The sequence below is a fragment of the Faecalibacterium sp. AF28-13AC genome, from assembly GCF_003478405.1.
Lineage (GTDB): Bacteria > Bacillota > Clostridia > Oscillospirales > Ruminococcaceae > Faecalibacterium > Faecalibacterium prausnitzii_E.
The window spans coordinates 105,658-131,995 of sequence record NZ_QUFG01000003.1; the positions used below are offsets into that span (position 1 = coordinate 105,658).

28 protein-coding genes and 6 pseudogenes are annotated in these 26,338 nt (G+C 54.6%); 5 read left to right on the forward strand and 29 right to left on the reverse strand.

What is annotated here, in order from left to right; genetic code table 11:
- Window positions 1-66 precede the first annotated feature (66 nt).
- The 10 genes and pseudogenes from DWY95_RS04950 to DWY95_RS04990 form a co-directional block, all read right to left on the reverse strand.
- Window positions 67-579 carry an NUDIX domain-containing protein gene (locus tag DWY95_RS04950; protein WP_005922551.1) on the reverse strand — a complete coding sequence of 171 codons (513 nt, stop codon included), beginning with the start codon at window positions 577-579 and terminating at the stop codon, window positions 67-69.
- A 2-nt stretch (window positions 580-581) separates the two neighbouring features.
- Window positions 582-1,073, reverse strand: coding sequence for an HD domain-containing protein (locus tag DWY95_RS04955; protein WP_118552616.1), 492 nt, complete (start codon window positions 1,071-1,073; stop codon window positions 582-584).
- 56 nt (window positions 1,074-1,129) lie between these two features.
- The gene (locus DWY95_RS04960) at window positions 1,130-1,366 is read right to left on the reverse strand and encodes a hypothetical protein (RefSeq protein WP_118552617.1); all 237 of its coding nucleotides are present in this window, start codon (window positions 1,364-1,366) and stop codon (window positions 1,130-1,132) included.
- A gap of 154 nt (window positions 1,367-1,520) precedes the next feature.
- Entirely contained in the window at window positions 1,521-1,721 is a 201-nt protein-coding gene (locus DWY95_RS17580; RefSeq protein WP_337995362.1) for an adenine deaminase C-terminal domain-containing protein, read from the reverse strand.
- A 106-nt stretch (window positions 1,722-1,827) separates the two neighbouring features.
- Window positions 1,828-3,261 (reverse strand): annotated as a pseudogene (gene ade / locus DWY95_RS04965) (adenine deaminase); the annotation flags it as partial.
- 173 nt (window positions 3,262-3,434) lie between these two features.
- Complete coding sequence (locus tag DWY95_RS04970; RefSeq protein ID WP_097782528.1) at window positions 3,435-4,469, reverse strand: alcohol dehydrogenase; 1,035 nt, start codon at window positions 4,467-4,469, stop codon at window positions 3,435-3,437.
- 107 nt (window positions 4,470-4,576) lie between these two features.
- The gene (locus DWY95_RS04975) at window positions 4,577-5,434 is read right to left on the reverse strand and encodes a YitT family protein (RefSeq protein WP_118552618.1); all 858 of its coding nucleotides are present in this window, start codon (window positions 5,432-5,434) and stop codon (window positions 4,577-4,579) included.
- Between the two features lie 249 nt (window positions 5,435-5,683).
- Window positions 5,684-6,148, reverse strand: coding sequence for an Hsp20/alpha crystallin family protein (locus DWY95_RS04980; protein WP_118552619.1), 465 nt, complete (start codon window positions 6,146-6,148; stop codon window positions 5,684-5,686).
- Window positions 6,149-6,381: 233 nt separating this feature from the next.
- Window positions 6,382-6,801, reverse strand: a pseudogene (locus tag DWY95_RS17585) (ADP-ribosylglycohydrolase family protein); the annotation flags it as partial.
- A gap of 463 nt (window positions 6,802-7,264) precedes the next feature.
- On the reverse strand, window positions 7,265-7,558 hold the full coding sequence (locus tag DWY95_RS04990; protein WP_118552620.1) for an XRE family transcriptional regulator: 294 nt from the start codon (window positions 7,556-7,558) through the stop codon (window positions 7,265-7,267).
- 110 nt (window positions 7,559-7,668) lie between these two features.
- Between DWY95_RS04990 and DWY95_RS04995 the strand changes: the two genes are divergently transcribed.
- Window positions 7,669-8,862, forward strand: a complete 1,194-nt coding sequence (locus DWY95_RS04995) for an AIPR family protein (RefSeq protein ID WP_118552621.1) — start codon at window positions 7,669-7,671, stop codon at window positions 8,860-8,862.
- 357 nt (window positions 8,863-9,219) lie between these two features.
- Here DWY95_RS04995 and DWY95_RS05000 read toward each other — a convergent pair whose 3' ends face one another.
- The 4 genes from DWY95_RS05000 to DWY95_RS05015 all read right to left on the reverse strand — a co-directional run bounded on the left by DWY95_RS05000 (window position 9,220) and on the right by DWY95_RS05015 (window position 12,174).
- Window positions 9,220-9,417 carry a hypothetical protein gene (locus tag DWY95_RS05000; protein ID WP_187116959.1) on the reverse strand — a complete coding sequence of 66 codons (198 nt, stop codon included), beginning with the start codon at window positions 9,415-9,417 and terminating at the stop codon, window positions 9,220-9,222.
- Window positions 9,418-9,577: 160 nt separating this feature from the next.
- The gene (locus DWY95_RS05005; protein ID WP_118552622.1) at window positions 9,578-10,378 is read right to left on the reverse strand and encodes an ADP-ribosylglycohydrolase family protein; all 801 of its coding nucleotides are present in this window, start codon (window positions 10,376-10,378) and stop codon (window positions 9,578-9,580) included.
- 14 nt (window positions 10,379-10,392) lie between these two features.
- Window positions 10,393-11,052, reverse strand: coding sequence for a vWA domain-containing protein (locus DWY95_RS05010; RefSeq protein ID WP_118552623.1), 660 nt, complete (start codon window positions 11,050-11,052; stop codon window positions 10,393-10,395).
- A gap of 90 nt (window positions 11,053-11,142) precedes the next feature.
- Window positions 11,143-12,174 (reverse strand): macro domain-containing protein, encoded by a 1,032-nt coding sequence (locus DWY95_RS05015; RefSeq protein ID WP_118552624.1) that lies wholly within the window; start codon window positions 12,172-12,174, stop codon window positions 11,143-11,145.
- 114 nt (window positions 12,175-12,288) lie between these two features.
- Here DWY95_RS05015 and DWY95_RS05020 point away from each other — a divergent pair, with 114 nt between their 5' ends.
- The gene (locus DWY95_RS05020; RefSeq protein WP_337995355.1) at window positions 12,289-13,170 is read left to right on the forward strand and encodes a DUF5131 family protein; all 882 of its coding nucleotides are present in this window, start codon (window positions 12,289-12,291) and stop codon (window positions 13,168-13,170) included.
- A gap of 22 nt (window positions 13,171-13,192) precedes the next feature.
- Here the strand turns inward: DWY95_RS05020 and DWY95_RS05025 are convergent, their stop codons facing one another.
- From DWY95_RS05025 to DWY95_RS05065, 9 genes and pseudogenes are all read right to left on the reverse strand, one after another.
- A complete protein-coding gene (locus DWY95_RS05025; RefSeq protein WP_118552625.1) occupies window positions 13,193-13,645 on the reverse strand; it encodes an aminoacyl-tRNA hydrolase in 453 nt (150 codons plus the stop codon).
- 12 nt (window positions 13,646-13,657) lie between these two features.
- Window positions 13,658-14,245: a pentapeptide repeat-containing protein gene (locus DWY95_RS05030; RefSeq protein ID WP_118552626.1), complete on the reverse strand. Its 588-nt coding sequence runs from the start codon at window positions 14,243-14,245 to the stop codon at window positions 13,658-13,660.
- A gap of 87 nt (window positions 14,246-14,332) precedes the next feature.
- Window positions 14,333-15,109: an HAD family hydrolase gene (locus DWY95_RS05035; RefSeq protein ID WP_118552627.1), complete on the reverse strand. Its 777-nt coding sequence runs from the start codon at window positions 15,107-15,109 to the stop codon at window positions 14,333-14,335.
- Window positions 15,094-15,554 (reverse strand): annotated as a pseudogene (locus tag DWY95_RS05040) (DUF523 domain-containing protein). Before DWY95_RS05040 ends, DWY95_RS05035 begins: the two are co-directional and overlap by 16 nt.
- Window positions 15,555-15,639: 85 nt before the next feature.
- Entirely contained in the window at window positions 15,640-15,939 is a 300-nt protein-coding gene (locus tag DWY95_RS05045) for a helix-turn-helix transcriptional regulator (protein ID WP_118552628.1), read from the reverse strand.
- A gap of 280 nt (window positions 15,940-16,219) precedes the next feature.
- Entirely contained in the window at window positions 16,220-16,498 is a 279-nt protein-coding gene (locus DWY95_RS05050; protein WP_118552629.1) for a helix-turn-helix transcriptional regulator, read from the reverse strand.
- Window positions 16,499-16,921: 423 nt separating this feature from the next.
- Entirely contained in the window at window positions 16,922-17,800 is an 879-nt protein-coding gene (locus DWY95_RS05055; RefSeq protein WP_118552630.1) for a ParB/RepB/Spo0J family partition protein, read from the reverse strand.
- Window positions 17,757-18,584 carry a ParA family protein gene (locus DWY95_RS05060; protein ID WP_118552779.1) on the reverse strand — a complete coding sequence of 276 codons (828 nt, stop codon included), beginning with the start codon at window positions 18,582-18,584 and terminating at the stop codon, window positions 17,757-17,759. The genes DWY95_RS05055 and DWY95_RS05060 overlap by 44 nt, the downstream gene beginning before the upstream one ends.
- Window positions 18,585-18,588: 4 nt before the next feature.
- Window positions 18,589-18,810, reverse strand: a pseudogene (locus DWY95_RS05065) (DUF6017 domain-containing protein); the annotation flags it as partial.
- A gap of 262 nt (window positions 18,811-19,072) precedes the next feature.
- Between DWY95_RS05065 and DWY95_RS17340 the strand changes: the two are divergent.
- Window positions 19,073-19,291 (forward strand): annotated as a pseudogene (locus DWY95_RS17340) (recombinase family protein); the annotation flags it as partial.
- A gap of 103 nt (window positions 19,292-19,394) precedes the next feature.
- A pseudogene (locus DWY95_RS17345) lies at window positions 19,395-19,487 on the forward strand (hypothetical protein); the annotation flags it as partial.
- A gap of 495 nt (window positions 19,488-19,982) precedes the next feature.
- Here the strand turns inward: DWY95_RS17345 and DWY95_RS05080 are convergent.
- On the reverse strand, window positions 19,983-20,258 hold the full coding sequence (locus DWY95_RS05080; protein WP_347561990.1) for a sigma factor: 276 nt from the start codon (window positions 20,256-20,258) through the stop codon (window positions 19,983-19,985).
- A gap of 268 nt (window positions 20,259-20,526) precedes the next feature.
- On the opposite strand from DWY95_RS05080, the gene DWY95_RS05085 reads away from it, so the two are divergent.
- Complete coding sequence (locus DWY95_RS05085) at window positions 20,527-21,483, forward strand: pyruvate kinase (RefSeq protein WP_118552633.1); 957 nt, start codon at window positions 20,527-20,529, stop codon at window positions 21,481-21,483.
- Window positions 21,484-21,573: 90 nt separating this feature from the next.
- Here DWY95_RS05085 and DWY95_RS05090 read toward each other — a convergent pair whose 3' ends face one another.
- The 5 genes from DWY95_RS05090 to DWY95_RS05110 all read right to left on the reverse strand — a co-directional run bounded on the left by DWY95_RS05090 (window position 21,574) and on the right by DWY95_RS05110 (window position 26,306).
- On the reverse strand, window positions 21,574-22,404 hold the full coding sequence (locus tag DWY95_RS05090) for an energy-coupling factor transporter transmembrane component T (RefSeq protein ID WP_118552634.1): 831 nt from the start codon (window positions 22,402-22,404) through the stop codon (window positions 21,574-21,576).
- Window positions 22,394-24,118 carry an ABC transporter ATP-binding protein gene (locus DWY95_RS05095; RefSeq protein WP_118552635.1) on the reverse strand — a complete coding sequence of 575 codons (1,725 nt, stop codon included), beginning with the start codon at window positions 24,116-24,118 and terminating at the stop codon, window positions 22,394-22,396. The genes DWY95_RS05090 and DWY95_RS05095 overlap by 11 nt, the downstream gene beginning before the upstream one ends.
- Window positions 24,119-24,215: 97 nt before the next feature.
- Window positions 24,216-24,767 (reverse strand): ECF-type riboflavin transporter substrate-binding protein, encoded by a 552-nt coding sequence (locus DWY95_RS05100; RefSeq protein ID WP_118552636.1) that lies wholly within the window; start codon window positions 24,765-24,767, stop codon window positions 24,216-24,218.
- Between the two features lie 133 nt (window positions 24,768-24,900).
- Window positions 24,901-25,890: a Na/Pi symporter gene (locus DWY95_RS05105; RefSeq protein WP_118552637.1), complete on the reverse strand. Its 990-nt coding sequence runs from the start codon at window positions 25,888-25,890 to the stop codon at window positions 24,901-24,903.
- A 179-nt stretch (window positions 25,891-26,069) separates the two neighbouring features.
- Entirely contained in the window at window positions 26,070-26,306 is a 237-nt protein-coding gene (locus DWY95_RS05110) for a hypothetical protein (RefSeq protein WP_118552638.1), read from the reverse strand.
- Between the last annotated feature and the right edge of the window lie 32 nt (window positions 26,307-26,338).

Consider the following 26,338-nt stretch of genomic DNA (forward strand, 5'->3'; position numbering starts at 1 on the left):
ACCGAAACAGGCCGAACCAACTTTTTTCCATACTTTCCGTCAAAATTCCCGTGGCACAGCCACGAATCACATCTCCATCGGCTTATTCCCCACTTCGTCCAGATACGCATTCAAAAATTCCGCTGCAAGGCTGTTGGGACGGATGTTTTCTCTGGCTTCCTGTGGGGTGAACCACTTGCAGCGGTCCACTTCGTGGTTGATATGCAGCGCCTTTGCGGTTCTGACGAAAGCGGTAAAGTTGCACATCAGCGTGTTAGACGGCTCAAAAAACTTGGTACGGTTGAACCGGAGGTGCTCTACTTCCAACCCGGTTTCTTCCCGGACTTCCCGCACCACGGCGTGTTCTTCTGCCTCACCGCGATTCACATATCCAGCCACCAGAATATAAGAGGGCTTGCCGTACTGCTGGATGAGCAGAATTTTCCCGGTTTCCTCATCCACAACAATCATGCTGACTGCCACATTGTACATCGGGAACCGGTATTGCTGGCATTTCGGGCAATAAGGCACAATGCCCTCTTCTTCCAGTTCTTTTTCAATCAATGCCGTACCGCATTCAAAGCAATGCTTCTGAATCATTTTTACACTCCAAACACTGTTTTCGTCAGCCGGATACCTGCTGCCATCTTCATCGTATGTTCCATAAAGGTTCGGATTGCCTGCTGGTCGTACCCGCTTTCGGACGCATTGACGATATAATCTGCCTCAATCAGAATCTGATAGTCAATGCCGTTGATCTGCGCCGGACTATGGTGGTGCCCTACCAGATAAGCCACCCGGTCGATCTGTTCTGCTGTCATGCCGGTATCCGCCAAGAACTCCCGCACCAGCGGGGCACCCTCCTGCTCCTGATATTTACCATTGGTGTTGCCGTACTTTTTGCGGCAGAGCGGGCAGGCGATATCGTGGGTGATGGCCGCCACCTCCAGAATAAACTGCGTGTCTGCGTCCAGCCCCTCCAGCTCACCAATGGTTTTGGCATAGGTCCACACGCAGCTCAGGTGCGTGATGTCATGGATATTCCCTTCGGAAAAGGCGATCATCTTTTCCATGATCTGTGCAATGGTCATCATTTGTTTTCACTCCCGTTTTTAATACTTAAATGTTCACCTTGATAAACGCGAATTTGTCAACATCTTTCTTTTTTATCTTTTATATCGTCTTTTAACGATTTGATTTCTTCCAGAATGAGTTCAGTACAAACAACGATAAGACCTGCCAGAAGAACGATTCCGCCATAAATCGGATAGATAAAGGACTCTTGGACTCCACCGCCGATAACGCCAGACAAGAGTTGCCATACACCACCAAATGGCCAGATAACGAATGCAAATACCACAATCATCGTAATAATAGCTTTTTTCATTGCTCTTTACCTCCCGAAATTCCAATTTATCAAATAAGAATTTCCGTCAATTTTTCTCTTGATGCGGCTCGCTTCTAAGAGTAGGAACGAACTGTTCTGTTGCCGGAGACGGACCATTCGGGTCGGTCTCCGGCAGTATTTTTGTTATCGCCTATTAAAAAACAGCCGGAACGACTTTCTGCTGCGCTACATCGATGATGCCGTATGTATTCAGTCTGAGTTTTGGGATGACCGGAAGGCTGACGAAGGCGAGGGTCATAAAAATGCCGATGTCTTCCGCTACACCATGTGCCTTGAGGGCATCGTTCAGCGCCTGCATTTTCGCCGCAACGCTCTCTGCGCTTTCGGTGCTCATCAATCCGGCCACCGGGAGCGCAAGTTCTGCCACGACCCGTCCATCTTGCCACAAACGCAAGTCCGCCTTTGTTTTTCCGCACAGTGTTGCCGGCCAGCATCATATCGGTATCGTTGTCCCCTGCCACAATCAGGTTATGGGAATCATGTGCGATGCTCGATGCAACGGCTCCGCATTTCAGGCTGAAGTTTCCTAAAAAGCCAATGCCCACATGGCCGGAGTGATGATGCCGCTCAAAAACGGCCAGTTTTACGATGTTGTGTTCCGGGTCCACACCGGGAGCTTTGCCCGGATGCCGTTGGAACTGGATGATTTTTTCCTCCGTAAGCAGCTCGCCCCGGTTCAGGCAGATGACACGCTCCTGCTCCCCGCTTTCCCGAAGTTCCAGGTCCTGCAGTGTGATCTCATCCAGATCAAAGGAATCCATAACGTGGGAAAATCTCACACGGTCGATGTCAAGCGGTGCGGGTTTCAGCGTTTTTCCGTGCTCGGCCACCAGCGTGCCGTTCTTGTAAACCTGTTCGACCGTAAAGGATTCCAGATCAGGAACCACAACCAGATCTGCCCGGTACCCCGATGCTACGGCACCGCGCTGCTTGAACCCAAAATACTGTGCCGGGACCAGCGTTGCCATTTTGACGGCCACTGCCGGGTCTGCGCCCAGCCGGATCGCTTTACGGATGTTGGAATCGATGTGGCCGCTGTCCAGCAGGTCACCGGGGTGCTTATCATCCGTCACCAGCATACAGCGGCTGCAATAGGGCTCCCGGAACAGCGGCATCAGGGCCTCCATATTTTTGGCAGCCGTTCCTTCCCGGATCATGATGTATTGTCCGCGCCGGAGTTTTTCCATGGCTTCCTCGATGTTGGAGCACTCGTGATCGGACTGAACGCCTGCCGCAATATAAGCATTCAGGTCCTTATCGCTCAAGAGCGGTGCATGGCCATCCACGATCTTTCCCGCTTCGGTGCAGTCGCGGATCTTCTGCAGAATCTTCGGATCACAGCGCACCGTCCCATAGGCATTCATCAGCTCTGCAAGCCCCAGCACACGGGGATCGCCGTAGTAAGGCCGGAGCTGTTCTGCGTTCAGCACCGCGCCGGATTCATCCAGATCCGTGGCCGGCACACAGGAGGGCAGCATGAAATAAACCGAAAGGGTCAAATTTTTTGTCGTTTCCAGCATGAAATCCAAGCCTTCCAGCCCCGCAACGTTCGAGATCTCGTGTGGGTCTGTGACCACCGCAGTGGTACCGTGGGGCAGCACTGCCTGCTCGAAAGCCGGACCACAGAGCATTGAGCTTTCGATGTGGATATGCCCATCGATCAGACCGGGACAGACATATTTGCCGTGCAGATCAACTTCTTTCCGGCCGTGATACGCACCCACGCCCACGATCGAATTTCCGCTGATGGCAATATCAGCGGTGTCGATCTCATCGGTAAACACATTGACAATTCTGGCATTTTTCAAAACCAGATCAGCCAAAGCATCTCCTCTGCCTGCCGAGATCCGGCGTTTCAGCTCATCAGACTGCATAGAAACATCTCCTCTCTCTGAAGTTCGATTTTCTCACCTGTGGATTGGTTCTGCCCTTATTCTACCACGCCTTGCCGCTGCGGAAAAGATGTCGGGAAACAAAAATGGCCCCGGAGGGCTTGTTACAGCTCTCCGGGGCCACCTTATGTGCGTGTGTGACTTAGCGCAGACCGTCAGCACTCCACTGCCACCTTGATCACGCCGTCCCGTTTCTTTTCAAACAGCTCGTAGCCCTCTGCGATCCGGCGCAGGGGGTAGGTGTGGGTGATGAGCGGTTCGGTATCGATCTTGCCTTCTGCGATGAGACGCAGCGTTTCTTCACAATCGCAGCCGTCCACGCCGCCGGTCTTAAAGGTGAGGTTTTTGCCGTACATTTCCGGCAGCGGCAGGGTCTGTGCCTTATCGTACAGCGCCACCACCGTCACAACGGCGTTGGGCCGTGCACACTCCCATGCCAGCCGGAAGGTGGAGTCTGCCCCTGCCACCTCCAGCACCACATCGGCCCCGTCGTGGTCGCTGTGGGCACGCACAAAGGCGGCGCAGTCCTCCGGCTGCACGGTGAGCACCTGCGGGTAGTGCCGACGGATGAACTGCAGGCGGCTTGCGTCCTTTTCACAGACGATGATGCGCTTGGGGCTGTGCAGCATGACGCACAGCAGCGTGCAGATGCCGGTCGGCCCTGCACCGAGGATCAGCACGGTATCCTCGGGGGTGATTTCCGAGATGCGTGCCGCCCAAAAGCCGGTGGCCAGCACATCGCCCACCAGCAGCGCCTGCCGATCGGTAACGCCGTCCGGGATCTTGTTCAGTCCCTGATCCGCAAAGGGCACCCGGACATACTCGGCCTGCCCGCCGTCGATGCGGCAGCCCAGCGCCCAGCCGCCGTTTTGATCGGTGCAGTTGTTCACAAAGCCTTTTTTGCAGAAAAAGCACTCTCCGCAGAAGGTCTCCACGTTCACCGTCACCCGGTCGCCGGGTTTCACATTGGTCACCGCACTGCCCACTTCTTCTACGATGCCCACCATCTCGTGCCCTACCGTGATGCCGGGCACCGCCCGGGGCACGCTGCCGTGCTTGATGTGCAGATCGCTGGAGCAGATGCTGGCAAGGGTCACCTTTACAATGGCGTCCCGCTCGTGCTGCAGCACCGGCTTTGGTTTTTCCATCAGGGCAAACGTCCCCTCTGAAACATAGGTATAGGTCAGCATGCTTTTTACCTCCATGCGCTTTGATATTTCCGGACTTGAGTATACCACGCAGCTATGGCAAAGAGCAAGCCGCAAAAGGCCCGCCCTTTGCGGCAGCTCTCCGCCGATCAGATCTTGGGCTGATACTGCATGCTGGACACATTGTAAATGGTAACAAAAGCCTTGGGGTCTTCCCGGTTGATAAAGTTCATCAGCTTCTGATATTCGCTCTTGTCCACGATGGTAATGATCTCGTTGTGCTTTTCCAGATTGTATGCACCGATGGCCTCGTACATGGTCGCACCGCTGTGCAGGTCATGGAGGATGAACTGACGCAGCGCCTCCTCTTTTTCAGTGATGATGCAGACGCGGCGTTTGATGCTGCTATCAAAGATGAAATGGTCCAGCACGATGCCGTTGAAGTAAGTACCGAGGATACTCAGCACCACGGTCTTTTTATCGTAGACCAGGGCCGCGGAAAGCGCCACACACATTCCCGACAGAGACATGGCTTTTCCCAATTCCATGTGCAGGTACTTGTTCATGATCTTTGCCACGATATCCAGCCCGCCGGAGGATGCATTGCGGTTGAACAAAATACTCAGCCCGATGCTGACCACCAGAATATAGCACAGCACGTCCAGCTCCTGACTGCCGGTCATCGAGCCGAACTCCGGGAACAGCTTTTCAAACAGCCCCAGAAACACCGGCAGCAGCACACTGGTGTATACGGTCTTTGCGCCAAATTCTCTGCCGCAGGTAAAGAACCCGATGATGAGAAGCACGACGTTCAGGATCATCGTAATGACCGACAAGGGCAGCGGCACAAAATTGGACAGCACGATGCCAAGGCCGGAAATGCTGCTGACGGATGTATGGCTCGGCACCAGAAAAAAGAAAACGCCCGCCGCAATGATCGCCACCGCCCCGGTCAGGACTGCCGTCTCCCTCAGGACTGCGCCGGTCTTTCCTTTTACATCACTCATCTTTGTCCCCCTAAAATCAAATTTGTTTCACCGATTTCCTCATCTTTGTCGATGCGGACAAGGAGCTTACCGCCAAAGCGTTTGTATTCCATAGTGAAGTACCTCCATAAATTCCGAGTTGCTGTTCTCAGTATACCATGATTTTCCCTTGCGGAAAAGATAGCGAAACAAAAATGCCCCCGGAGAGCTTGTTGCGGCTCTCCGGGGGCATCTTATGTGCGTTGTGCTTTGGCTCACACGACCGGCGTTTTACTCGATCTCGATCAGGTTCGGGTTCTCAGGCAAAGCCTTCGTCTGCTGAGGAGCAGGCAGCTCGACGTGCAGGACACCATCCTCGAACTTTGCGTGGATGTCCTCCTTCTTCACATCGCCCACGTAGAAACTGCGCGCGCAGGTGCCGGAGAAGGATTCGCGCCGCAGATAGCGGCCCTCTTTGTCCTTTTCGTCATTGCTGTGGCTGCGCACTGCCTGAATGGTCAGGTAGCCGTCGTTCAGATCCATCTGAACGTCTTCCTTCTTGCAGCCCGGCAGGTCAACGGCCATCTCGTAGCCGTTGTCCGTCTGTTTGACATCGGTCTTCATCATGTTTGCACCGCGCTTACCAAAGGCGCCACGAGCCTCACGGTTCATAGCACGTTCCAGTGCAGCGTCATTCCAGAACGGATCGAAGAAATCATCGAACAGGTTTTCATGGAAAACAGTCGGCATAAGCATAAATCATTCCTCCAATCCCGGCGTTCGGGTCGGGGCAAAAAATCTGAAGCGTCCATTCAGAAGGGCTTTCCGGGGAGCCTAGCGGCTCTCCTTTTGCCCTTCCTCCTGAGCACGCCACTGTTATAGCGCCGTTCATTAGCAGTGTCAACAGAAGAGTGCTAAAATTCACAAAAGAATAATACTTTTATAAAATCCTATGCAATCTTTTCAAAATTTAGTCGTATCATCGCATTTTATATCATCTTAGCAATCATAAAGCACAACAGTTCATATGCTTCCCGGATATCCTCCGGCAGACGTTTCAGAGTCTCGTCCCGCAGTTCCTGCGGCATCCCGTAAAAAGCTTCGGCAATGCCGCCGGTGATGCAGGCAAGGGTGTCGCTGTCGCCGCCCAGAGAAACTGCATTGCGAAGTGCATCCTCAAAACTGACGCTTTCCAGAAAAGCAATGATTGCTTCCGGCACAGTTTCCTGACAGGTCTCCACATGATGATAGGTCGGCCGAATTTCATCGCAGGTACGGTTCAGGTCATAACCGAAGGTCTGCTCCACATACTGTTTGATTTCCGGCTTGCTGTGGCCGGTACGGGCCAGAAAAATCGCTGCCGCCGTGGCCTACGCGCCTTTGATGCCCTCAGGGCGGTTGTGGGTAGCCACAATTTTCTTTGTCTCAGGGCTAATAAGGTTTGCCATGAGCGAGCCATCTTTTTTCGTCATTAACTTAAGGGCTCCTTTTGCAATCTGCTGCTTCTGCTCATCTGTCAGCATCGCCTGCAATGTCACATCCGGCACTGCCGCTTTAACGGCGTTAATAAAGGCCGGTGCAGTATATAATGACTTCTCTATTTGGGAAAAAACTGTCTTTGCTCCTTTGAGCAGATGTTTCGCCACCTCTGGAACTCGCCCAAAATGTTCCGATAGTTCTTCTTTATATTCAGATGCATCAATTATTTCCACATCTTCAGATGCAATGATGATCGTTTCTTTGTCCATATCAAATAATCCTTTCGTGATATTTCTATAATAAAGTTTGTATTTTTTGCGAACCGGCCTATTTCTGTATGTAGGTAAGCTCAATATCATATCCAAGTTGCGCCAGTATCTGCACAAAAGTCAGTCAATTTTTAGAACTTCGATATATTTTAACTATTTCAGCAAACAAATCGACAGGATTTTCTTCCAAAGCATCGGCAAGCATAATTAGTTTTTCTATACTAATCCAATTCTTTCCGTGTTCTATATTGCAAAGGTGTCGAAGCGAAATCCAATCTTCTGAGCCGAACAATTCGTCACTTCTATTATAGATAAATTGTTCACGGCTTTTGTACTGTTTTCCTAATGACTTTCGTTTCTGCTCAAACATTTTTCCTATTTTTGTTAGAGCTTCACTCTGTCTTGCTTTTTCAGCCATATATCTCTCCATTATGCACCATGGTGCATTGTTTATTTTTGAGTATATGATATACTAAAATTGTTCTCAGGGCAACAGCCCTCGAGAAGAAAATATAAGGAGGCCATAAAATGGCAAATTTAAAGTTTAAAGTTGAGGCTCTTCGTACCCTCGCATCCCCTTATCGTAAGGGAGACAAAGATGAAAGCACCTTCGAAACCATTTATTATCTGCTGGTGGATATGAAGGAGCTTCCCTCTAATATTCCTCTCGATGTCAATCCGCGTGAACCAAAGATGACAACCAATGTGGCTCGTAGCTTGCTCACTGCTGTAGTGGAGCCGGAAACTGATTTCTATATCAACAACCGCGGTATCGTCATCGCCGCCAAAACGCTAACCTTTAATAGCACTGATTCGGAAGTAACCATTGACATTGGTGATCAGAATGACGAAAACGACAAGTCCCTTTACGGCATTCTTGACGGCGGCCACACCTATACCGCCATCATGCGTAAGCGCGACGAAATTCCTGAAGACATTCGCAAATTTGTTCGTGTTGAAGTCATCACCAATGTGCAGAATATCACGCGCCTCTCCGATGCTCGCAACACGTCGGTTCAGGTTTCTGATATGGCACTATTCAATCTCGACGACAAGTTCGACGATATTAAAGCCTCCATTGCAGGTCAGGCATATGCAGATCTGATTGCTTACAAAGATAATGAGGATAAACCTATTCACGTTTCGGAACTGCTCCGCTTGCTCTACGCCTTTGATATCGACAAATATCCTGATGACAATGCGGCCCCGGTACAGAGCTATTCCGGTAAAACACAGGTATTTAAGCGCTATAAGCAGGCATTTGAATCTCCTTTTTATAAGTCTTTGACCGGGCAAATTCCTCTACTGGTAGAGCTTTATGATGTTATCGAACGCGAACTTCCTGAAAAGTATAGGGATTATAAGAAGGCGCAGGGCGTTGCAAATCCGCGTTTTGGAAGCGTGAGAGGCATCGAATCTCTTGACACTCCGACAAAAACGGAGTTTCTCGCCACTCCCACAAAGTATTCTGTTTCCAGTGGCTATATCTACCCCATTTTTGGTGCTTTCCGTAGTCTGCTGAAATTTGATGAGGCAACGGGAGCTGTTTCCTGGCTGTTCAATCCAATTGACATCTGGAACGAAGTCGGCACATCCATTGTTCAGAACACCTTTGAGACCTATACTAACCCTCAGCTGGCCGGTAAGGATAAGCAGCTTTGGCTTTCCAACTACAGAATTGTAGAAACCCAGAGTCTCCGCAAACTTCTCGGACGCAGATAAATAGAATAGTATTGAGCAAGAGGCATCGGATCGCATCCGATGCCTCTTTTTGTTGGTCTAAAACGACTCTTTTAATACATTTAATCAACTATACTGCAAGCCTAACTCTCCAGAAATATTGGTAAATCATTGGTAAAACTGAGGTTGAAACACAGAAAGCGCTTGATTTACAAGCGTTTTTTCATGTCCGGCAAATCCTGCCATGGCAGATAAAAAGCACTTTTGTCATATCAAAATATTTCCTTATATCGTATCATTTTGTTTTTTTGTACACATGCGTGCAAAATTCAGTTCTGCTTCAAGAACTCCCGCAGCACATCCTCCGGGCGGGGGTATGGTTCGTTACTCTTTCCATCCTCATTTCCCAAGATATTTTTCCAGAAGCACCAGTTGGACGTCCTCAATGCCATTGAACACCGTCGGGACAATTCCAATTTCCGTATAACCGTGTTTTTTGTACATGGCACGTGCCACCGCATTCCGGGCGCTTTTTCGTGTGCGTCTTGATATATTCCGCACTTTCCAGTGCCTTTTCATAAAGATGTTCCATACCATTCTCTCCTTTTCCCAAAAAATTCGATATACTCTCTGGGTTCAGTATATCGGATTTTTCAGGCCGATGCAAGACACCCTCCATCGAGTCTTATTAAAAACCAAGGAGCAGATACTTCACATCACGAGTGTGTTGTATCTGCTCCTTGGTTCTCCGAATGTCTTATCTCTGGCCGATGTTCCACCGAAACAGCTCATATCTTTCCCGGATATCCTCCGGCAGACGTTTCAAAGTCTCGTCCCGCAGTTCCTGCGGCATCCCGTAAAAAGCTTCGGCAATGCCGCCGGTGATGCAGGCAAGGGTGTCGCTGTCGCCGCCCAGAGAGACCGCATTGCGAAGTGCATCCTCAAAACTGACGCTTTCCAGAAAAGCGATGATGGCTTCCGGCACGGTCTGCTGACAGGTCTCCACATGGTGATAGCCCGGCCGAATTTCATCGCAGGTACGGTTCAGGTCATAACCGAAGGTCTGCTCCACATATTGTTTGATTTCCGGCTTGCTGTGGCCGGTACGGGCCAGAAAAATCACTGCCGCCGTGGCCTGCGCGCCTTTGATGCCCTCCGGGTGGTTGTGGGTGACTTCGGCGGTCACTTTTGCCATTTCCAGCGTTTTGTCCAGCGTATCGAACAGCCAGCCCGCTGCCGACACCCGCATAGCCGAGCCGTTACCGAAACTGCCATAGGGATTCGGATTTTCTGCGTGCAGCCACCGGCGGAACATCCCGCCGTAACCGGCATGGGGATATTCACGGCCCCAGAACCGCATTTCATGCTGCACTGCACAAAATGTTCTCTCCGGCAGACCCTTTCCGTCAATCAGACCAACTGCCACCGCAGCGGTCATGACGGTATCATCGGTGAAGTGCGATTTCTCGCTCAGCAGCGGAAAATCCTTGTGCTTGTAATTGTTGTGGTCAAATTCATAGGGACTGCCCACGATGTCACCCAAGATTGCTCCTAACATGGCTGTTTCCTCCTTTACCTATGATGCCGCTTCTGAAAATCAGCTTCGATTTGTTCTTTCCACTCTGCGCCGATGGACGCGCAGCAGGGTGCTTCCCGCATCCGGGAGACCGTCTCGCTGACAACGTGGTAGTTGACCGCCACGCCCTGTGCGTCATTCTCGAACCGCACAGCCCGGTCGGACGAGATGCCGAAGCGAGCGGCCTCCTGCACGGCGTCCATGTTGGCACCGAGGAACAGGAACTCCCAGCCGTACTGCTCTTTTTCCTGCTCGATCATCCGGCGGATCTTCTCATAGCTAAACCGCTTGCTGGCGTTTTCCAGCCCGTCCGTGGTGATTACAAAGATGACCTTTTCTGCACGCTCGTCCTCCGGCAGATGGCGCTGAATGTTCGCCATCTTCTCCACGCCGTAGCCAATGGCGTCCAGCAGCGCCGTACAGCCCCGGACGTAATAGTCCTTTTCGGTCAGCGGTGCAACAGCCTTCAGTGGGAAACGGTCGTGCAGCAGCTGCACCTCATGGTCGAACAGGATCGTGGTCACGTTGGCCTCGCCCTCCTGCTCCTTCTGCCGGGTCAGCATAGCATTGAACCCGCCGATGGTATCCTGCTCCAGCCCGCCCATGGAACCGCTGCGGTCCAGAATGAAAACAAGCTCGGTAAGATTTTTCTTCACAACAATGCCCTCCGTTTTGTGGTGTATCGCTTTCGTTGGCAAAAGGATACCACAAACCGGAGGGCAAAAGGTCAACGGGCAGGCGACAAATCACGCACCCAGCTGTTCCTGATCGTATTCAAACAATAGCGTATTGACCTGATTGATGTTATAGATTTTGTGTTCCAGACAGTACCGCACGATCCAGTCCCGCTTGGAGCCATCCGAAAAGGCATAGCCCGCGCTCTTGAGCAGGTCGATGGTCTCATCCTCCGACAGATGCAGCCCCACCGCAAAGGCCAGCACCGTTTTCTTTTTGGGGTTGTAGTCGCGATTGCACTGAATTTTGGAGAAATGCTGCCGGGAGATGTTGGACTGCTTGTATACGGTGGAGTCTTTCAGCCCCCGCTCGTCAATGAGCCGCAGCAGCCGGGTGGTGAAGCTCTCGCCAAGGTTGTCCATCAGGCTTTCCAGACTGCGGGCTGTCCTGGGTGCCGCGGCGGGTGCCGGAACTGCACCCAGCATCGGCAGGGCAGCATCTTCTTCCAGAAGCCTCCGCCGCTCTGACAATTCCCTGCGCCGACGGCCAAATCCGTAGCTTTCATCGTTCTGTGCTACATAGTGGTCGTCAATGTACTCCTCCACCGAGGCGAACAGCTTCCGGCTCACGGCCAGCGAGCCCCGGTCGTAAAGCACCAGATACACGGTCAGGTCGTGCTCCATGACGTACTGCGTGATGGTGTCCACCGCAATGCGGAAGGCCTGTTCTTTGGGGTAGCCATAGTTCCCGCTGGACAGCAGCGGAAAGGCCACGCTCTCGCAGTGGTACTCTGCGGCTAATTCCAATGCGGAGTGGTATGCACCGGCTAATTGTTCAGCTTCGCCGAACCCGCCGCCGTGCCACGCCGGGCAGACTGCATGGAAAACGTACTTTGCCGACAGCCCGAATGCCGGAGTACACACGGCTCTGCCCAAATCGCAACGGCCGATGGCTTCGCAGGCGGCGGTCAGCTCCTGCTCCCCTGCCGCCTGATAGATGGCACGGCTGGTACCGCTGCCCTGCAAAAGGTTCCGGTTGGCCGGGTTGACAATGGCATCCGCCGCCACTTTGGTGATGTCGTTGCGGATCATCAGAAACGGCATGGTGGTTCCTCCCTCACATGGTTTTCTTCATCCTATCACATCCGATGGGGCGGTGCAAGGGGTGCTCTTGTTTCCTGTCCGCGCAGCTATTATAATAATAGGTACCGAAAGAAGGTGAGCTTCCTGCACGACATCTGGAATCCATGGCACGGCTGCGTCAAGTGCAGCGAGGGCTGCCAGAACTGCTACATGTATTTTCTCGACCGGATGCGGGACCAGAACGGAGCCGAGATCTACAAAACGAAAAGCGGCTTTTCCTACCCGCTCCAGAAAGACCGCACCGGACACTACAAAATCCAGAGTGGTGAGCAGATCCGGGTCTGCATGACCTCAGATTTCTTCTTGGAAGAAGCCGACCCGTGGCGGGCTGAGGTGTGGGACATCATGCGCCAACGCAGCGACGTGGTGTTTTTTCTGCTCACCAAACGGCCGCAGCGGGTACGGGAGTGCCTGCCGCCGGACTGGGGCAGCGGTTGGGACAACATCTTTTTCAACGTCACCTGTGAAAATCAGCGCCGCGCCGATGAGCGCATTCCCATTCTGCTTGACCTGCCCTTCAAGCACAAGGGCATCATGTGCGCGCCCTTCATCGGGCCAGTAAGCATCCGGCAGTACCTTACCGCCGGGCAAATCGAGCAGGTCATCTGCGGCGGCGAAAACTACGATGGTGCCCGCCCCTGCAATTTCGATTGGGTCAAGTCTCTCCGGCAGGAATGCGTGGATGCCAACGCGACCTTCTGCTTTATCGAGACCGGCACCGTGTTCATCAAGGACGGCAGGCGCTACCACCTGCCAAACAAGCAGCTGCAAAGCCGAATGGCCTGTAAATCCGGCATGAATTTTCAGGGCAGGCCCATTCATTTTGACCTCGTGGACGACTGGGGCTACCCCATCCCGCAGGAAGATCTCTATGTGCCCCATTTCCGCGCAAACTGCGAGACCTGCGGCAGCAAGTTGATCTGCAACGGCTGCAGCGATTGCGGAAAATGCTTATAAAATAAAGGAGTTCTATCAGGAATCAATACAAATGAAATTTATGGCTGATCTGATGTGCAATTTCATCCGGCAGCGGGCGGAAACCGATGCAGGTCAGGGTCATGCCTTCTCCGTTTTCATCAAATTCTTCCGGCTCCAGCTCGGTGTGGCAGGCATCCCGGATGAGGAAGAAGTCTTTGTTTTCCACAAGGCCCAATTCCTCGGCAATTATTTTTGCTTTCAGCAGTTGATTGCGGTTCTTTGCCCCGCAGATAGTTTTGGTAAAAGAGCCATCAAACCATTCTTCATAGGTTGCTTTCTCCAACATGATTTCTGCCCGATAGCCGGTAATTTCTCCGTCTTTCTCAATGGGTTTCACGCTCTGTCCCATGCCGATGGGGTCGGTGAGGAATGCCAGCGAAGCATGGCAGCACTGCGCCGCCAGCTTACCGGGAGACATCTGCAGGTCTTTTCGGGCAATGATGAGTTGACGCATTTTCTCTCCTTCTTATGACAGCTTGATCTTCAAATCTGCCAACAGATTCACCGCTTCCGGCAGCGAAAATTTCGCATCCTTCAGGCGGCTGCCCAGAATGTCCACCTTATAGCCTGTAGCATCCCGGAAATCCGCCTTGCGCAGATCACACTGGTAGAACTCCGTTTCGTGAAGTTCTACACCCTTGAAATTCGCCAGCTGCATCTCGCATTTGGCAAACATGGAGCCGACAATTTCGTTGCCGTCCGAAAAGTCGAAGCGGTTAAAGTTCATTTCGGTGAAGGTGTTATATTTCAGACTGCACTCTTTCAGCGTGTGAATGGGGTCTGGGAAGGCACCATTGGACATCAGCGGTGCCCACACGATTTCATTCAGGCGGCAGTCCTCAAAATCCAGCGACTGCACCGAGGAATGGGTACTGCGCAGACCTGTGATCTCACACCGCACGAATTTGCACTCGTTCAGCGTGGTATGATCCAGTTCGCATTTGGTAAAGGAGCAATCCACAAACACGCAGTCTGTAAAGTCGCAGTCCTCAAAAGTCTCCTCGGTGAACGACAGGTCAGCAAACCGTTCACCTTCACAATAACGCTCTGTCATAAAATTCTCCTGTCAGCGCAGTTCTTCCAGCAGAGCCGTGCAGCTTGTATCGTATCATTTCAAATTTGGAACGTGCGCGTTCCAAATTTACGCTTGCTTCAAGAACTCCCGCAGCACATCTTCTGGGCAGGGTGTATGGTTCGGGTACTTTTCCCGCAGCGGTGCGGCGGCACCATCCATAATGTAGGGCACACCCACAATGTCCAGCATCGACACATCGTTATAATTGTCGCCAAAAGCCATCACATCGGCAAGGGCGATGTCCAGAGTCTTGCAGATGCTGCGCACACCGATGCCCTTGTTGGCAAAGGTGGTGTCGATCCAGTACGGCCCTGCCACAGCGCAGTTCGCCTCTTTCCATCGTGGGACAAACCGTTCCGTGTAAGATTCTACGCCTTCGTGCAGATACACCGATACTTTTGTGATCTCCTCCGGCACCTCGGAAGGGTCATGGATGATTTGATAATTGTTCCCGATGAACTGAATACGCTTGAGCATTCCCAGACCCCGCTCCATCAGGTATGCAGTATTCTGGCCGGAAAGCATCACTTCGCCCTGCCCGTCGCTGCGGGTCCACAGGTCGTTGGCAATTTCTTCGGCCAGTGCACGGGGCATCGGGTTCTTGGCAATGCACTGTTCGTCTTTATAGATTACGCCGCCGTTCTCACAAAGAAACACACAGCAGTCTGCCACCGGTGCAAAGAGCTTGCGCAGGCTGGTATACTGCCGGCCGGATGCCGGGCAGAACAAAATACCGCGCCGATGCAGCTCCCGTATCTGTTCAAAGATCTCGCCTTCCAGCTCTTTCCTGCCGTATTGCAGCAGCGTACCGTCAATGTCGCTGCAAATCAGTTTGATTGACATTTTCCGTCCTCATTTTTCAAGATAATTTTAGGCAATTCCCCGGCATCCAGAACACGGATGCCTTCGTCCATCAGCATCTTGGCAAAAACGCCCTGTCCGGGAATCTTTGTCCCGAAAACGTTCCATCGTAAATTTCCTTCACGCCGCAGCTGGGGCTGCGGGATTGCAGGATGGCAAGCTCCACCCCATTTTCTTTTGCAATGGCAAGGGCTTTCGCTGCACCTGCCCGGAACTCCCGGTCCACATTGATGCCCTCTTTGTTCGTGACAACGTCCTGCACGATTTCCGCCGGGCACCGCGGTGTGGGCAGGCCGCCCAAAACCTCCGGGCAGACCGGAACCACCTGATGCCCCCGCGCAAAATCACAGACCGCCTGATTGTAATTGTTTCCGCCGCTGTATTTGCAGTTTTCGCCCAGCAGGCAGGCGCTGACCAGAATCTTCATTATTGCGCGCTCCGTTTTTCAGATACTGAATCTTTTACCTATTCTACCACGCTTTTGGGCATTGAAAAAGAGGATTTTGCTTTTCCTATCCCCATACCGGGAGGTCCGCCGTAATCTTTTCCAATTCCTGTGCAAGAAACGTCAGCCTTTCCCTCAGATGGTTGTTATGCGGTGCGTCTCCGTTCAGCAGATAGTCCGTTCTGACATTCAGGCAGGACGAAAGATCCTGCAGCAACTCAATCGAGCAGCAGCGGCTTCCCGTTTCAACTTTTGCAAGATGGTTCGCACTAATGTTCAGCATTATACTCAGCTGTTCCTGCGTAATCCCTTGCTTTTTCCGCAAATCGCGGATACGTCCGCCGAATTCTTTTGCATCAAATCGCATTGTTCAATCCTTTCCTTTGCGCCGGAAACACAAACAGGCCGAGACTCCTTTTCCGAGTCCCGGCCTGTTTTCAGCTTGAAAATGCACAATGACCGCGACTCGATGGAGCTGCTCTTGTGAGCAGCTCACGGAGTATTATCAGCCTTTAATGCATTTCAGGCAATTTTCCCTCTTGCGCAATTGAAACTTGCGCCATGGCGATATTATAGCAAGTACTTTCATTGCTGTAAAGCGCTAAAATATACTGTTTTTGCGGCAAAACCGCTCATTTTTCTGCGATTTACTTTAACGGCTGCAATTTTTTCTTGAGGTCATCCAGCATCTTGCAAACCAATGTACTGTTTTCAGAACAACCTTTCAGCAGGAAATCACTGCTGACTCCCATTGCATCCGACAGGCGTCCCAAGTGGTCTACTCCCAGATTGCGCTGTCCTTTTTCCAATGCGCGAAGCTGCTGCACTGAAATTTCAGCTTCTGCTGCAAGCCGTTCCTGCGTCCAGCCTTTTTCGAGGCGGCTTCCACGGATTCTGTTGCCGACTTGCACTTTGTCATAACTCATATTCGGTCGTCCTTTCTGCTGCTACGCAGCGGTTTGGGCGGAGGAACTGGGTTTTGTTTGCAATCCTCCCTGCGATAAAGATGCTTTCTCCTTTTCCGCACACCAGGATAATGCATGCGGATTCAAATTCGACTTTATTTCACAAAAGCGAATTTGCTCATAAATTACCACAGAGTATTTTTTCCGTCAAGTCCTTTTTTTGCGGCGGAACGTGACAAATTCACACAACAAACTCACAAGAATGAATATCTGCACTCGAATTACACATATTTCACTATAAACTCGTTTCAAAAACATCAATATGTCTTAGTTTGCAGCGCAACCATATCAAATTTTCTACGTTTTTCACAGGTCTCATTTTCACGATTCCACGCAAAAAATTGAATGTTGTCAGCGTTTAACAAACGCATATAGTGTGCCCACTCATTTTAATGCCATCTTCCATCGCCGGGGCGTGTAGCTGCGGGGAAAATACTTTTTCAGAGTATCGTTTTTGATGACCACCTTATCCAGTTCATCCTTTTTGACTTCCCCCATAATGGCAAAGGCGGCTTCATAGGTGAGCTTTCCTTCCTGCGCCAGCTTTTTCATTCGCTGCGCCTGCGACAGGGACGGTGCGTTTTGGGTCTCGTCCATGGCCTGCAAAAAATCCCGCTGTTGAGCCTCGTCCAGATAGGACAGTTCCACAGCGGGATTGAAGGAGATTTTCTTTTCATCTACAAGGTCGAGCAATTCGGGAATGAGATTCGTCAGGCGGATAAATCGATGCACCTGATTGCGACTATCTCCCGCTTCTTGCCCAACGATATCAAGTGCCTGCAACTTCATCCCAACTTGGGATGAAGTTAAATCCGACCTAGCACCTTGATTTTTTAGTGCATCCAGCTTCATTTTATAGGCAAAAGTCCTCTCGCTGGGCAGGATGTGTTCACGCTGTAAATTGGAATCCACCATTAATATCACAGCCGCATCGTCCGACATCTGCCGCACAATGACCGGCAGGGTGTCCAGCCCGGCAAGTTTGGCCGCATACTGGCGGCGGTGCCCGGAGATGATCTCGTAGCCACCCTCTGGGCGTGGTCGGGCGATCAGCGGAGCCAGCACACCGTACTGTGCGATGCTTTCCACCGTCCGGGTCATGGCTTCATCGTCCAGCACCTTGAAGGGGTGGTTGGTGAAGGGGTGCAGCGCATCAATGGGAATCTGCTGTACCTGCTCCCGTTGTTCCTCCTGTCGGTTTTCTTCGGTGGAGAACAGGTCATCTAGCCCTTTCAGAGCTAAGTTTCCGCTGTCGATCGGCATCTGCCAGCACCTCCTTTGCAAGAGATTTGTAGGCTTCTGCCACCTTGCCCTTGGGGTCATAGGCAAAGATGCTTTTGCCTGCCGCACTGATTTCAGCCGCTCGGACAGACCGTGGGATGGTCTGCTCAAACACCTTCAGGTGCTTTCCGTATGCCTGCCGGATCAGATTGCTGATCTGTTTTCCGTAGTTGGTGCGGCTGTCGGTCATAGTCAGCAGAATACCCTCGATTTTCAGTTTCGGGTTGATCTGCCGCCGGACCTTCTGCACCGTCTGCAAAAGCTGTTCCAGACCCTTTGCGGACAGGTACTGCGCCTGCACAGGAATCAAAGCAGCGTCTGCCGCAGCCAGTGCGTTGATGGTGAGCATCCCCAGCGAGGGCATACAGTCCAGTAGAATAAAATCGTACTCCCGTTTGGCACTGTCCAGCACCTGTTTCAGCATCTTTTCCCGGTTCATGCTGTTCACCAGAGCCACTTCCAGCCCTGCCAGTTCGATGTTCGCCGGAATCAAATCAACGCCCTCCGCGTGATGTAAAATGCCCTCACCGGGCTGGATGGGCTGGTCGTTCATGGCTTTTGCCATCAGGGTGGAGAGGGTGGTAGGCAGTTCATCGGGCTGCTGCCAGCCCATGCTAATCGTCAAAGACCCCTGTGGGTCGGTGTCCACCAGCAGGACTTTTTTGCCCTCCATTGCCAGCCCGATGCCTAGATTTTCACAGGTAGTGCTTTTCCCCACACCACCTTTTTGATTGGTGACTGCGATAATCGTAGCTTTCTTTGCGATAACATCACCTCCCCGGAGAACCGCGCGCAAAGTCGTGGTTCGTTTTGTTCTGATAGTAGAGGTTCATGGTGGTTGGCGCATTGTAGAGCATCGCCAGCAAATACTGCTTCACGTTCCGCACCGGGGCGGTGTTTTCTGCAAGAGAATCCAGCACAAAGCGGATGTGGTCGGCATTCAGCTTTTTCAGCCGACTGCGTACCACCTCGGCAGGCTTGTCATCTCCGGCGTTTCCGTTCAACAAGTCCAGCGTTTTCCAGCTCCCGGAATAAAATTTTGGGCACCCGGAAATACGAGAACATCTCGCCCGACTGCCCATAGAAATAGTCAAACATTCTGTTTCCTCCTTTTTTGACCGTTTACATCCTTGACACCTCCGTTCCATTTGTGATGAAATATGTATGACTATCGTTATTTTTCTTTACAAAGATGGCTTGTCATACTACAATCGCCGCATCTACGGCCACCAGACAACTGGAAAGGAGTATCTCATGGCCAAAACTGCCGACACCATTGCAATTTATTCCCGCAAGTCCCGCTACACCGGCAAGGGCGAGAGCATCGGAAATCAGATCGACCTCTGCCGCGAATATATCCGCACCCACTACGGCGATGCCGCAGCACAGCAAGCGGTCGCCTTTGAGGACGAGGGCTTTTCCGGCGGCAACCTGAACCGCCCGGACTTCAAAAAGATGATGACCGCCGCCAAAGAGCGGAAGATCCGTGCCATCGTGGTCTATCGTCTGGACCGCATCAGCCGCAACAAACGAGGCGCTGCTGACCGGTCTGCTGTGGTGCTCCTGCGGCAGCCGGATGTACCCCAAGGTCACCGGGCGCAAAACCGCAGAAGGACGGGTGGTTTTTCCCTATATGTGCAAGTTGAAGGAGCGCAGCCACCTGGAGCTTTGCAGCGTGTCCAACGCCAACGGCAATCTGTTGGATGCCGCCATCTGTGAACAGGTCAAGCACCTTGCCGACCATTCCAGCGACTTTATGAAGCAGTTGGAAAAGGCACGGTCCGCCCATGCGGGCAATCGCTCCGAGTGTGAGACCAAGCTTTCTGCACTGCGCAAGGAGCAAGCCGAGACGCAGCGGAAGATCACCGCCTTGATTGATTCGCTGACAGATTTCGGCGACAGTACCGCCGCAGTCCACCTGAAAAAGCGCATTGAGGAGCTGAACGGTCAGGATGCCGCCCTGAGCTCCCGCATCCGGGAACTGGAAAGCCTTACAGACGAGGGCGTTCTGGCAGGGATGGAATTTGACCTGATGCGTCAACTGCTGACTGTGTTCCATGACAACATCGACGACATGACCGTGACCCAGAAACGTGCCGCCATCCGCACGGTGGCGCGCAAGGTGGTGTGGGACGGCAAGGTGGCTCATGTGGTTCTCTTCGGCTCACCGGAGGATGAGATCGACTGGACCACCTTCCCGGTAGACCCGGAAGAGGACGAGAACGCCCCCGAAAGTGGTGGAGATGGTTCCGATTCTCCCTCCGGCGTTCGTTCGGGTGAGGATAGCATTTTCAATGCAGCGGCTCGCATAGGTCGAGAACCGTGCCTTCCGGGTAGAGTCGAAGGTGTCCACCGCCTTCATCAGGCCGATGGTCCCGATGGAGATCAGGTCTTCCTGGTCACTGGGCTGGGCGTAGTATTTTTTCGCCACATGCACCACCAGCCGCAGATTGTGCCGGATGAGCGTTTCCCGCGCCGTGGGGTCGCCCGCCCGCAGGGCCGCAAAGGTCTCGACCTCTCAGTTTCAGCTTACAACAAAAAATGAGATAGGCCCCCTTTCGGGGAAGTCTATCTCATTTTGATCTTGTCAATATCAGTTGACAGATATTGGCTCTTTGAGTTCCCTGTGTCAACTTTTATTGTACAACACCACTTTTCAACGGCCTGGTTCCATGTTACAATAAGAAAAAACGAAATCGGGTGATCTTTTGGAATTTTATGGCACCATCGGCCCCGCCTGTGCCCAGCCGGAGACCTTGCAGCGCATGGTGGAAGCTGGCATGACGGGCATCCGCATGAACCTTTCCCACGGGCCCCTTTCGGCCCACAAAGACTGGCTGGACATGATCCACGCCGTGGGCATCCCCCAGCTGCTCATCGACCTGCAGGGGCCGGAGCTGCGCATCGGCACACTGGCCCAGCCCCTTGTGCTGGAACCGGGGCAGAGCCTCCGGCTGGGGCAAGGGGGTGTTCCCTGCCCGGCGGCGCTGGTGCAGGCGGCCCGGCCGGGCCAGAACCTCCTGCTGGACGACGGCAGGCTCCTTGTGCAGGTTGCCGGAGCCGACGGCGCGGCCCTGCAGTGTACCGTGGTGCGGGGCGGCACTCTGCAAAGCCGCAAAAGCCTTGCGGCACCGGGGCTGGCGGTAGCCTCCCCCACGTTGACGGAGGCAGACCTGCAAAACCTGCAGCTGGCGGGAGCCTGCGGCGTTACCGGGGTGATGCTGCCCTTCGTGCGGGGGGCCGAGGACATCCGCACCCTGCGCCAGGCGCTGGAACAGGCCGGGGCCGGGCAGATCCGCATTTTTGCCAAGATCGAGAACCTTGCGGGGGTGCAGGCCCTGCCGGAGTTCCTGCCTCTTGTGGATGAAGTGGTCATTGCCCGCGGGGACCTCGGCAACGCCATGCCCCTGTGGGAACTGCCCCGGTGCCAGAAACAGCTTTCGGCGGTCTGCCGGTCTGCCGGGGTGCCCTTTATGGTGGTGACCCAGATGCTGGACAGTATGTGCAGCCGGGCGGTACCCACCCGCGCTGAGGTCAGCGACATCTACAACGCCGTGTCAGACGGTGCTTCCAGCGTGATGCTCACCGGGGAGACTGCCGCGGGGCAATACCCGGTGGAGGCCATGGATTATCTTGTGCGCACTGCCCGCACTGCCTTGGAATAACCAGGATGAAACGGTTGTTTTCTACGGTGATTCTTGCAAAGATTATACCGCATTCGCCACCAGGGTGGCAATGAGCCAGCCGCCTGCTTTTTACACAAACGGATTGTAGAACCGCCCGAACCGGATGGTCACGGTGAGGCTGAGGAGCAGCAGGAGCACCCCGACACCCAGCGCGATGAGATCGCAGCGGACGAAAGGCCGCTGGGTATACCAGGTGCGCTTGTTCATTTTGCCAAAGCCGCGCAGCTCCATCGCGTTGGAGATGGTGTCGATGCGGTTCAGGCTGGTCAGGATGAGCGGCAGCAGGATGTTGACGGAGTTTTTGAGCCGCTTGAAGAAGGGTTCCTTTCTGCCAAGCTCCACGCCGCGGGCCTGCTGGGCCTGGCTGATGCTGTGGTAGTCGCGCTGGATGTCCGGAATGTACCGCAGCGCAATGGCCACCGAGTAGCCCACCTTGTACGAAATGCCGATGCTGTTCAGGCTGGCCGCAAACTCGCTGGGGTCGGTGGCCGAGATGAACAGGATGGCCACGGGCAGGGCCACGAAATACTTGAGCGAGATGTTGCACAGATAGAACAGCTGCTCGGCCGTCAGGTCATACCGCCAGAACAGGTGGCAGAGCACCGTGCGGGTGCCGTACAGCGTCGTGCCCTGGTCGGGGTCGAACAGGAAGATGAACAGGTTGTTCAGCAGCAGGAACACCAGCATGAACACCAGCATGAACCGCACCTCGCGGAACCTGATCCGGCTCAGCTTGAACGCGGCTAGGCTGACCGCCAGCAGCACCAGCAGAACCCAGGTGTTGTAGGTGATCATGCTGGCAAAGGTGAACAGCAGAAAGAACGCCAGCTTGGTGGTGCCGGTGAGCTTGTGAACGACGCTCTCCCGCGGGAGATAATTCAAAACAGTTTTAGCGGCCATGTTCCCGCACCTCCCGGTCCTGCGCGATGAAGCGCTCCACAAATTCCTGCGCGGGCGCAATGCCGCAGCGGTTGGCCAGCGTGTAGAGGCTTGTCTCCTTCAGTGCGGCCTGCCGGATGAGGGCGGGGTCGCACAGAACGCCCGCCGGGCTGCGGTCCGCAATGAGTACACCGTCGCAGAAGACCAGCGCCCGCTGGGTGTATTCGAGCATCAGGTGCATGTCGTGGGTGATCATCACGACCGTGACGCCCTGGGCGTTCAGCCCCCGCAGGAACTCCATGATGTCGGTGTAGTGGCGGAAATCCTGGCCCGCCGTAGGCTCGTCCAGCAGGATGAGCTCCGGGTCCAGCGCCAGTACGCTTGCGATGGTGACACGCTTTTTCTGGCCGAAGCTCAGCGCCGACACCGGCCAGTTCCGGAAAGGATACAGCCCGCAGATCTTGAGCGTCTGCTCCACCTTTTCCCGGATCTGCGCTTCGGTCAGGCCGGAGCGCTGCAGGCCCAGTGCCACTTCGTCGTAGATCATGGTCTTGGAGATCATCTGGTTGGGGTTCTGCATCACATAGCCGATGTGCTGGGCACGGCGGCGGATGTTCTCCTCGGCCAGCGATCTGCCGTTGAGGAAGATCGCGCCCGCATCCGGCGTCTCGAAGCCGCAGATGAGCTTGGACAGCGTGGATTTGCCCGCGCCGTTCCGGCCCACGATGCTGACCATCTCCCCTTTGCCGATGGAGAACCGGACATTCTTCAGGGTCGCCTGCCCCTTCTGGTAACCAAAGCACAGGTCCCGCACTTCCAGCAGCGGTTCCGGGGCCGGGGCAGCTTCCGGCTGCGGATAGGCGGTGAACCAGTTCCGCAGGGCCGTGGTGTCGGCTTCGTTCAGGACGAGGCTATCCACATGCGACGGGTGCTTTTCCGGGGTGATGTCCACGCCCGCATAGCGCAGAGCGGTCAGGTAGAGCGGCTCCCGGATGCCGTTTTCGGTCAGCAGGGAGGTGGAAAGCAGCTCGTCCGGGCGGAGGTCGGCCAGAATTCTGCCCTCGTTCACGAGGACGATGCGGTCCACGCTCCGCCAGAGGACGTCCTCCAGCCGATGCTCGATGATGAGCACAGTGGTGTCGGTCTTTTTCTGGATCTCGTCGATGAGCTCCATGGTCTGCTTGCCGGTGGCCGGGTCCAGGTTGGCCAGCGGCTCGTCGAAGAGCAGGATCCTGACCTGATCCACCATAACGCCCGCCAGACTGACCCGCTGCTTCTGCCCGCCGGAAAGCTCATGCGGTGCATAGCCGAGGTGGTTCTCGATGCCCACCAGCTCCGCAGCGCGGCGGGTGATGGTGTGCATCTCCTCCTGCGGCATACAGCTGTTTTCCAGCGCAAAGGCGATGTCCTCGCCCACGGTCAGGCCAATGAACTGGCCATCCGGGTCCTGCAATACCGTGCCCACATGGGCCGACAGCTCAAAGATGCTGCTGTGCGGCGCATCCACGCCGTCCACGGTCAGGGTGCCGGTGCACACGCCGGGGTTCGAAAAGGGGTTCAGGCCGTTGATGCAGCCCGCCAGCGTGCTTTTGCCGCTGCCGGACGGGCCTGCGATGAGCACACGCTCCCCCGGATAGATGTCCAGGTCGATGCCGGTCAGCGTGGGACGCTTCTGGGCGCGGTACTGGAACGAGAAATCTCGGAACGAGATGATGGGTTCGTTACGTTCTGCCATGGGCAAATTACCTCAGCTGTTCAAACAAAAAGCCTTTCCTCCGGCGGATGGCCGAGGGAAAGGCTGCGGGTTCCATCCAGGATCGCTCCGGCCGGGATCACTCCTGGTCGAGAGAGCCCTTCTTGGCGATGGTCCTGGTGTAGGCCAGCACCAGCAGGCCGCCCACCACCACAGCGGTGATGATGTTGGACACAGCGGCAAAGGCACCCTGTGCAAAGACCTTCTTGGCCGGCTCGGCGTAGATCAGGATATCCAGCACCGGGGCCACCACGACCCAGGCCAGCAGATGGGCTGCGATGTTGGCGACCGTAAAGGCGGCCATCTTCTTTTTGCCGAACTCGCCCTCCTGCAGGTCCAGCTTTTTGGCGAACAGGCCCACCACAACGCCCACGAAGGCCGAAGCGATGACCCAGCTCCACCACGGGCTGCCGCCCCAGGACAGGTCGATCAAGGTGTGGCCGATGAAGCCGATCAGACCGCCGGCCACCGGGCCGTACATCGCGGCCAGCAGGGCCAGAACGGCGTACTGCAGGCTGATGTTGGTGTTGGGCACCGGGCTGGGAATGGCCACGAACCGGCCCAGAACAAAGAACAGGGCTGCGCCGATGCCGACGGCGACCACTGTTTTGATGCCGTTGTTATTTTTCATATTCTTTCGCTCCTCTTTTTTTGCACCGCAGTGTGCGGCATTTTTTCAAGGCATTGTCAGTATACGACAAGCCGGGAACCCTTGTCAATGGACAAACGGCTCTCTTTGCAGAAAAACCGCCGGTTTTGCCGTTTCAGCGGGAGCTTTGGGGCTGCGGCACCAGTTTGCAGACCAGCTGGACCATCACCGGCGTCAGCGGGAGCCACACCAGTGTGCACAGCAGGTTGAACAGGGTGTGGGCATTGGCGATCTGCCGCGCCAGCACTTCCAGCTCCGGCCCCTTGGGCGAGACGGCCTCCACCAGTCTTGTCATCCAGGGCAGGGCCAGCAGGCAGACCACGCTGCCCGACAGGTTGAAGCAGCAGTGCGCTGCCGCCGTCCGCCGGGCATCCGTAGGCTGACCCACCGCCGCCAGCACCGCCGTGATGGTCGTGCCGATGTTGTCCCCCAGCAAAATGGGCAGGGCACCGGCCAGCCCCAGCACACTGTGGATACCGTCCGGCCCGGCCTGCTGCGCGGCCCGCTGCAGCACCGCGATGGTGGCCGAGCTGCTCTGCACCACCAGCGTCATCCCGGTGCCCAGCAGCAGCCCCAGCAGCGGCGTATGCCGCACCTGCGTCATCCAGCGGAGGAAGACCGGGTGTTCGGCCAGCGGAGCCATCGCGCCGGACAAAACTTCGATGCCGTCGAACAGCAGGCCGAACGAAAACACCGCCAGCCCCAGCTGCCGCGTCCGCTCCCGCCGGGCCAGCAGCCAGACCAGCACCCCCGCAAACAGGATGGGGAACACCCAGTCCGCCAGCCGGAACGCCACCAGCTGGGCCGTCATGGTGGTGCCCACATTGGCCCCGAACACCACAGCCACGGCCTGCGGCAGCTCCATCAGCCCGGCGCTGACGAACCCGATGACCATCACCGTGGTGGCCGAGCTGCTTTGCAGCACCGCTGTGACCAGAAGCCCCGCCAGCGCCCCGGTGAGCGGTGTGCGGGTGACGCGGCGCAGGAATCCCCGCATCCGCTCCCCTGCCGCCTGCTGCAACGCCCGGCTCATGTTCTCCATCCCAAACAAAAACAGCGCCAGTCCACCGGCCAGCCCGAATGCTGCCCGAACGCCTTCCCCCATGTGTCGTCCTCCTCTCGGTGTGGATAACACAAAAATACTCGCCTTCCGGTGGGAAAGCGAGTACATTTTGCAAGGGAGCCGGTCATTTGTCCGTCCGGACACAGCGCATACCGCGCCTGTCCGCCTGTGGTGCAGGGAAACAGCTCTCTGCAGGTCCTGCTCTTTTTTGGGGGGCGTTCTTAGTTCGTGCCGGTCAGCTTGAATTTGTTCAGGGTCTGGATGGTGGTCACGATGACATTGACGTTGTTGACGATGGAGCTGCCGGCAGAGAAGATGCGGGCGACGTAGTTGAACAGGGTGCCAACGTTCAGGAAGATCTTCCAGGCCCCGGTATCGGTGATCGAGCCACCGTTCAGGTAGACCATCTCGTTCTCGTCGATCGCGGCAAAAGCAGCGGGCATCTTGATTTCGTTCATAACAGGGATTCCTCTCTTTCAAACATTCGATT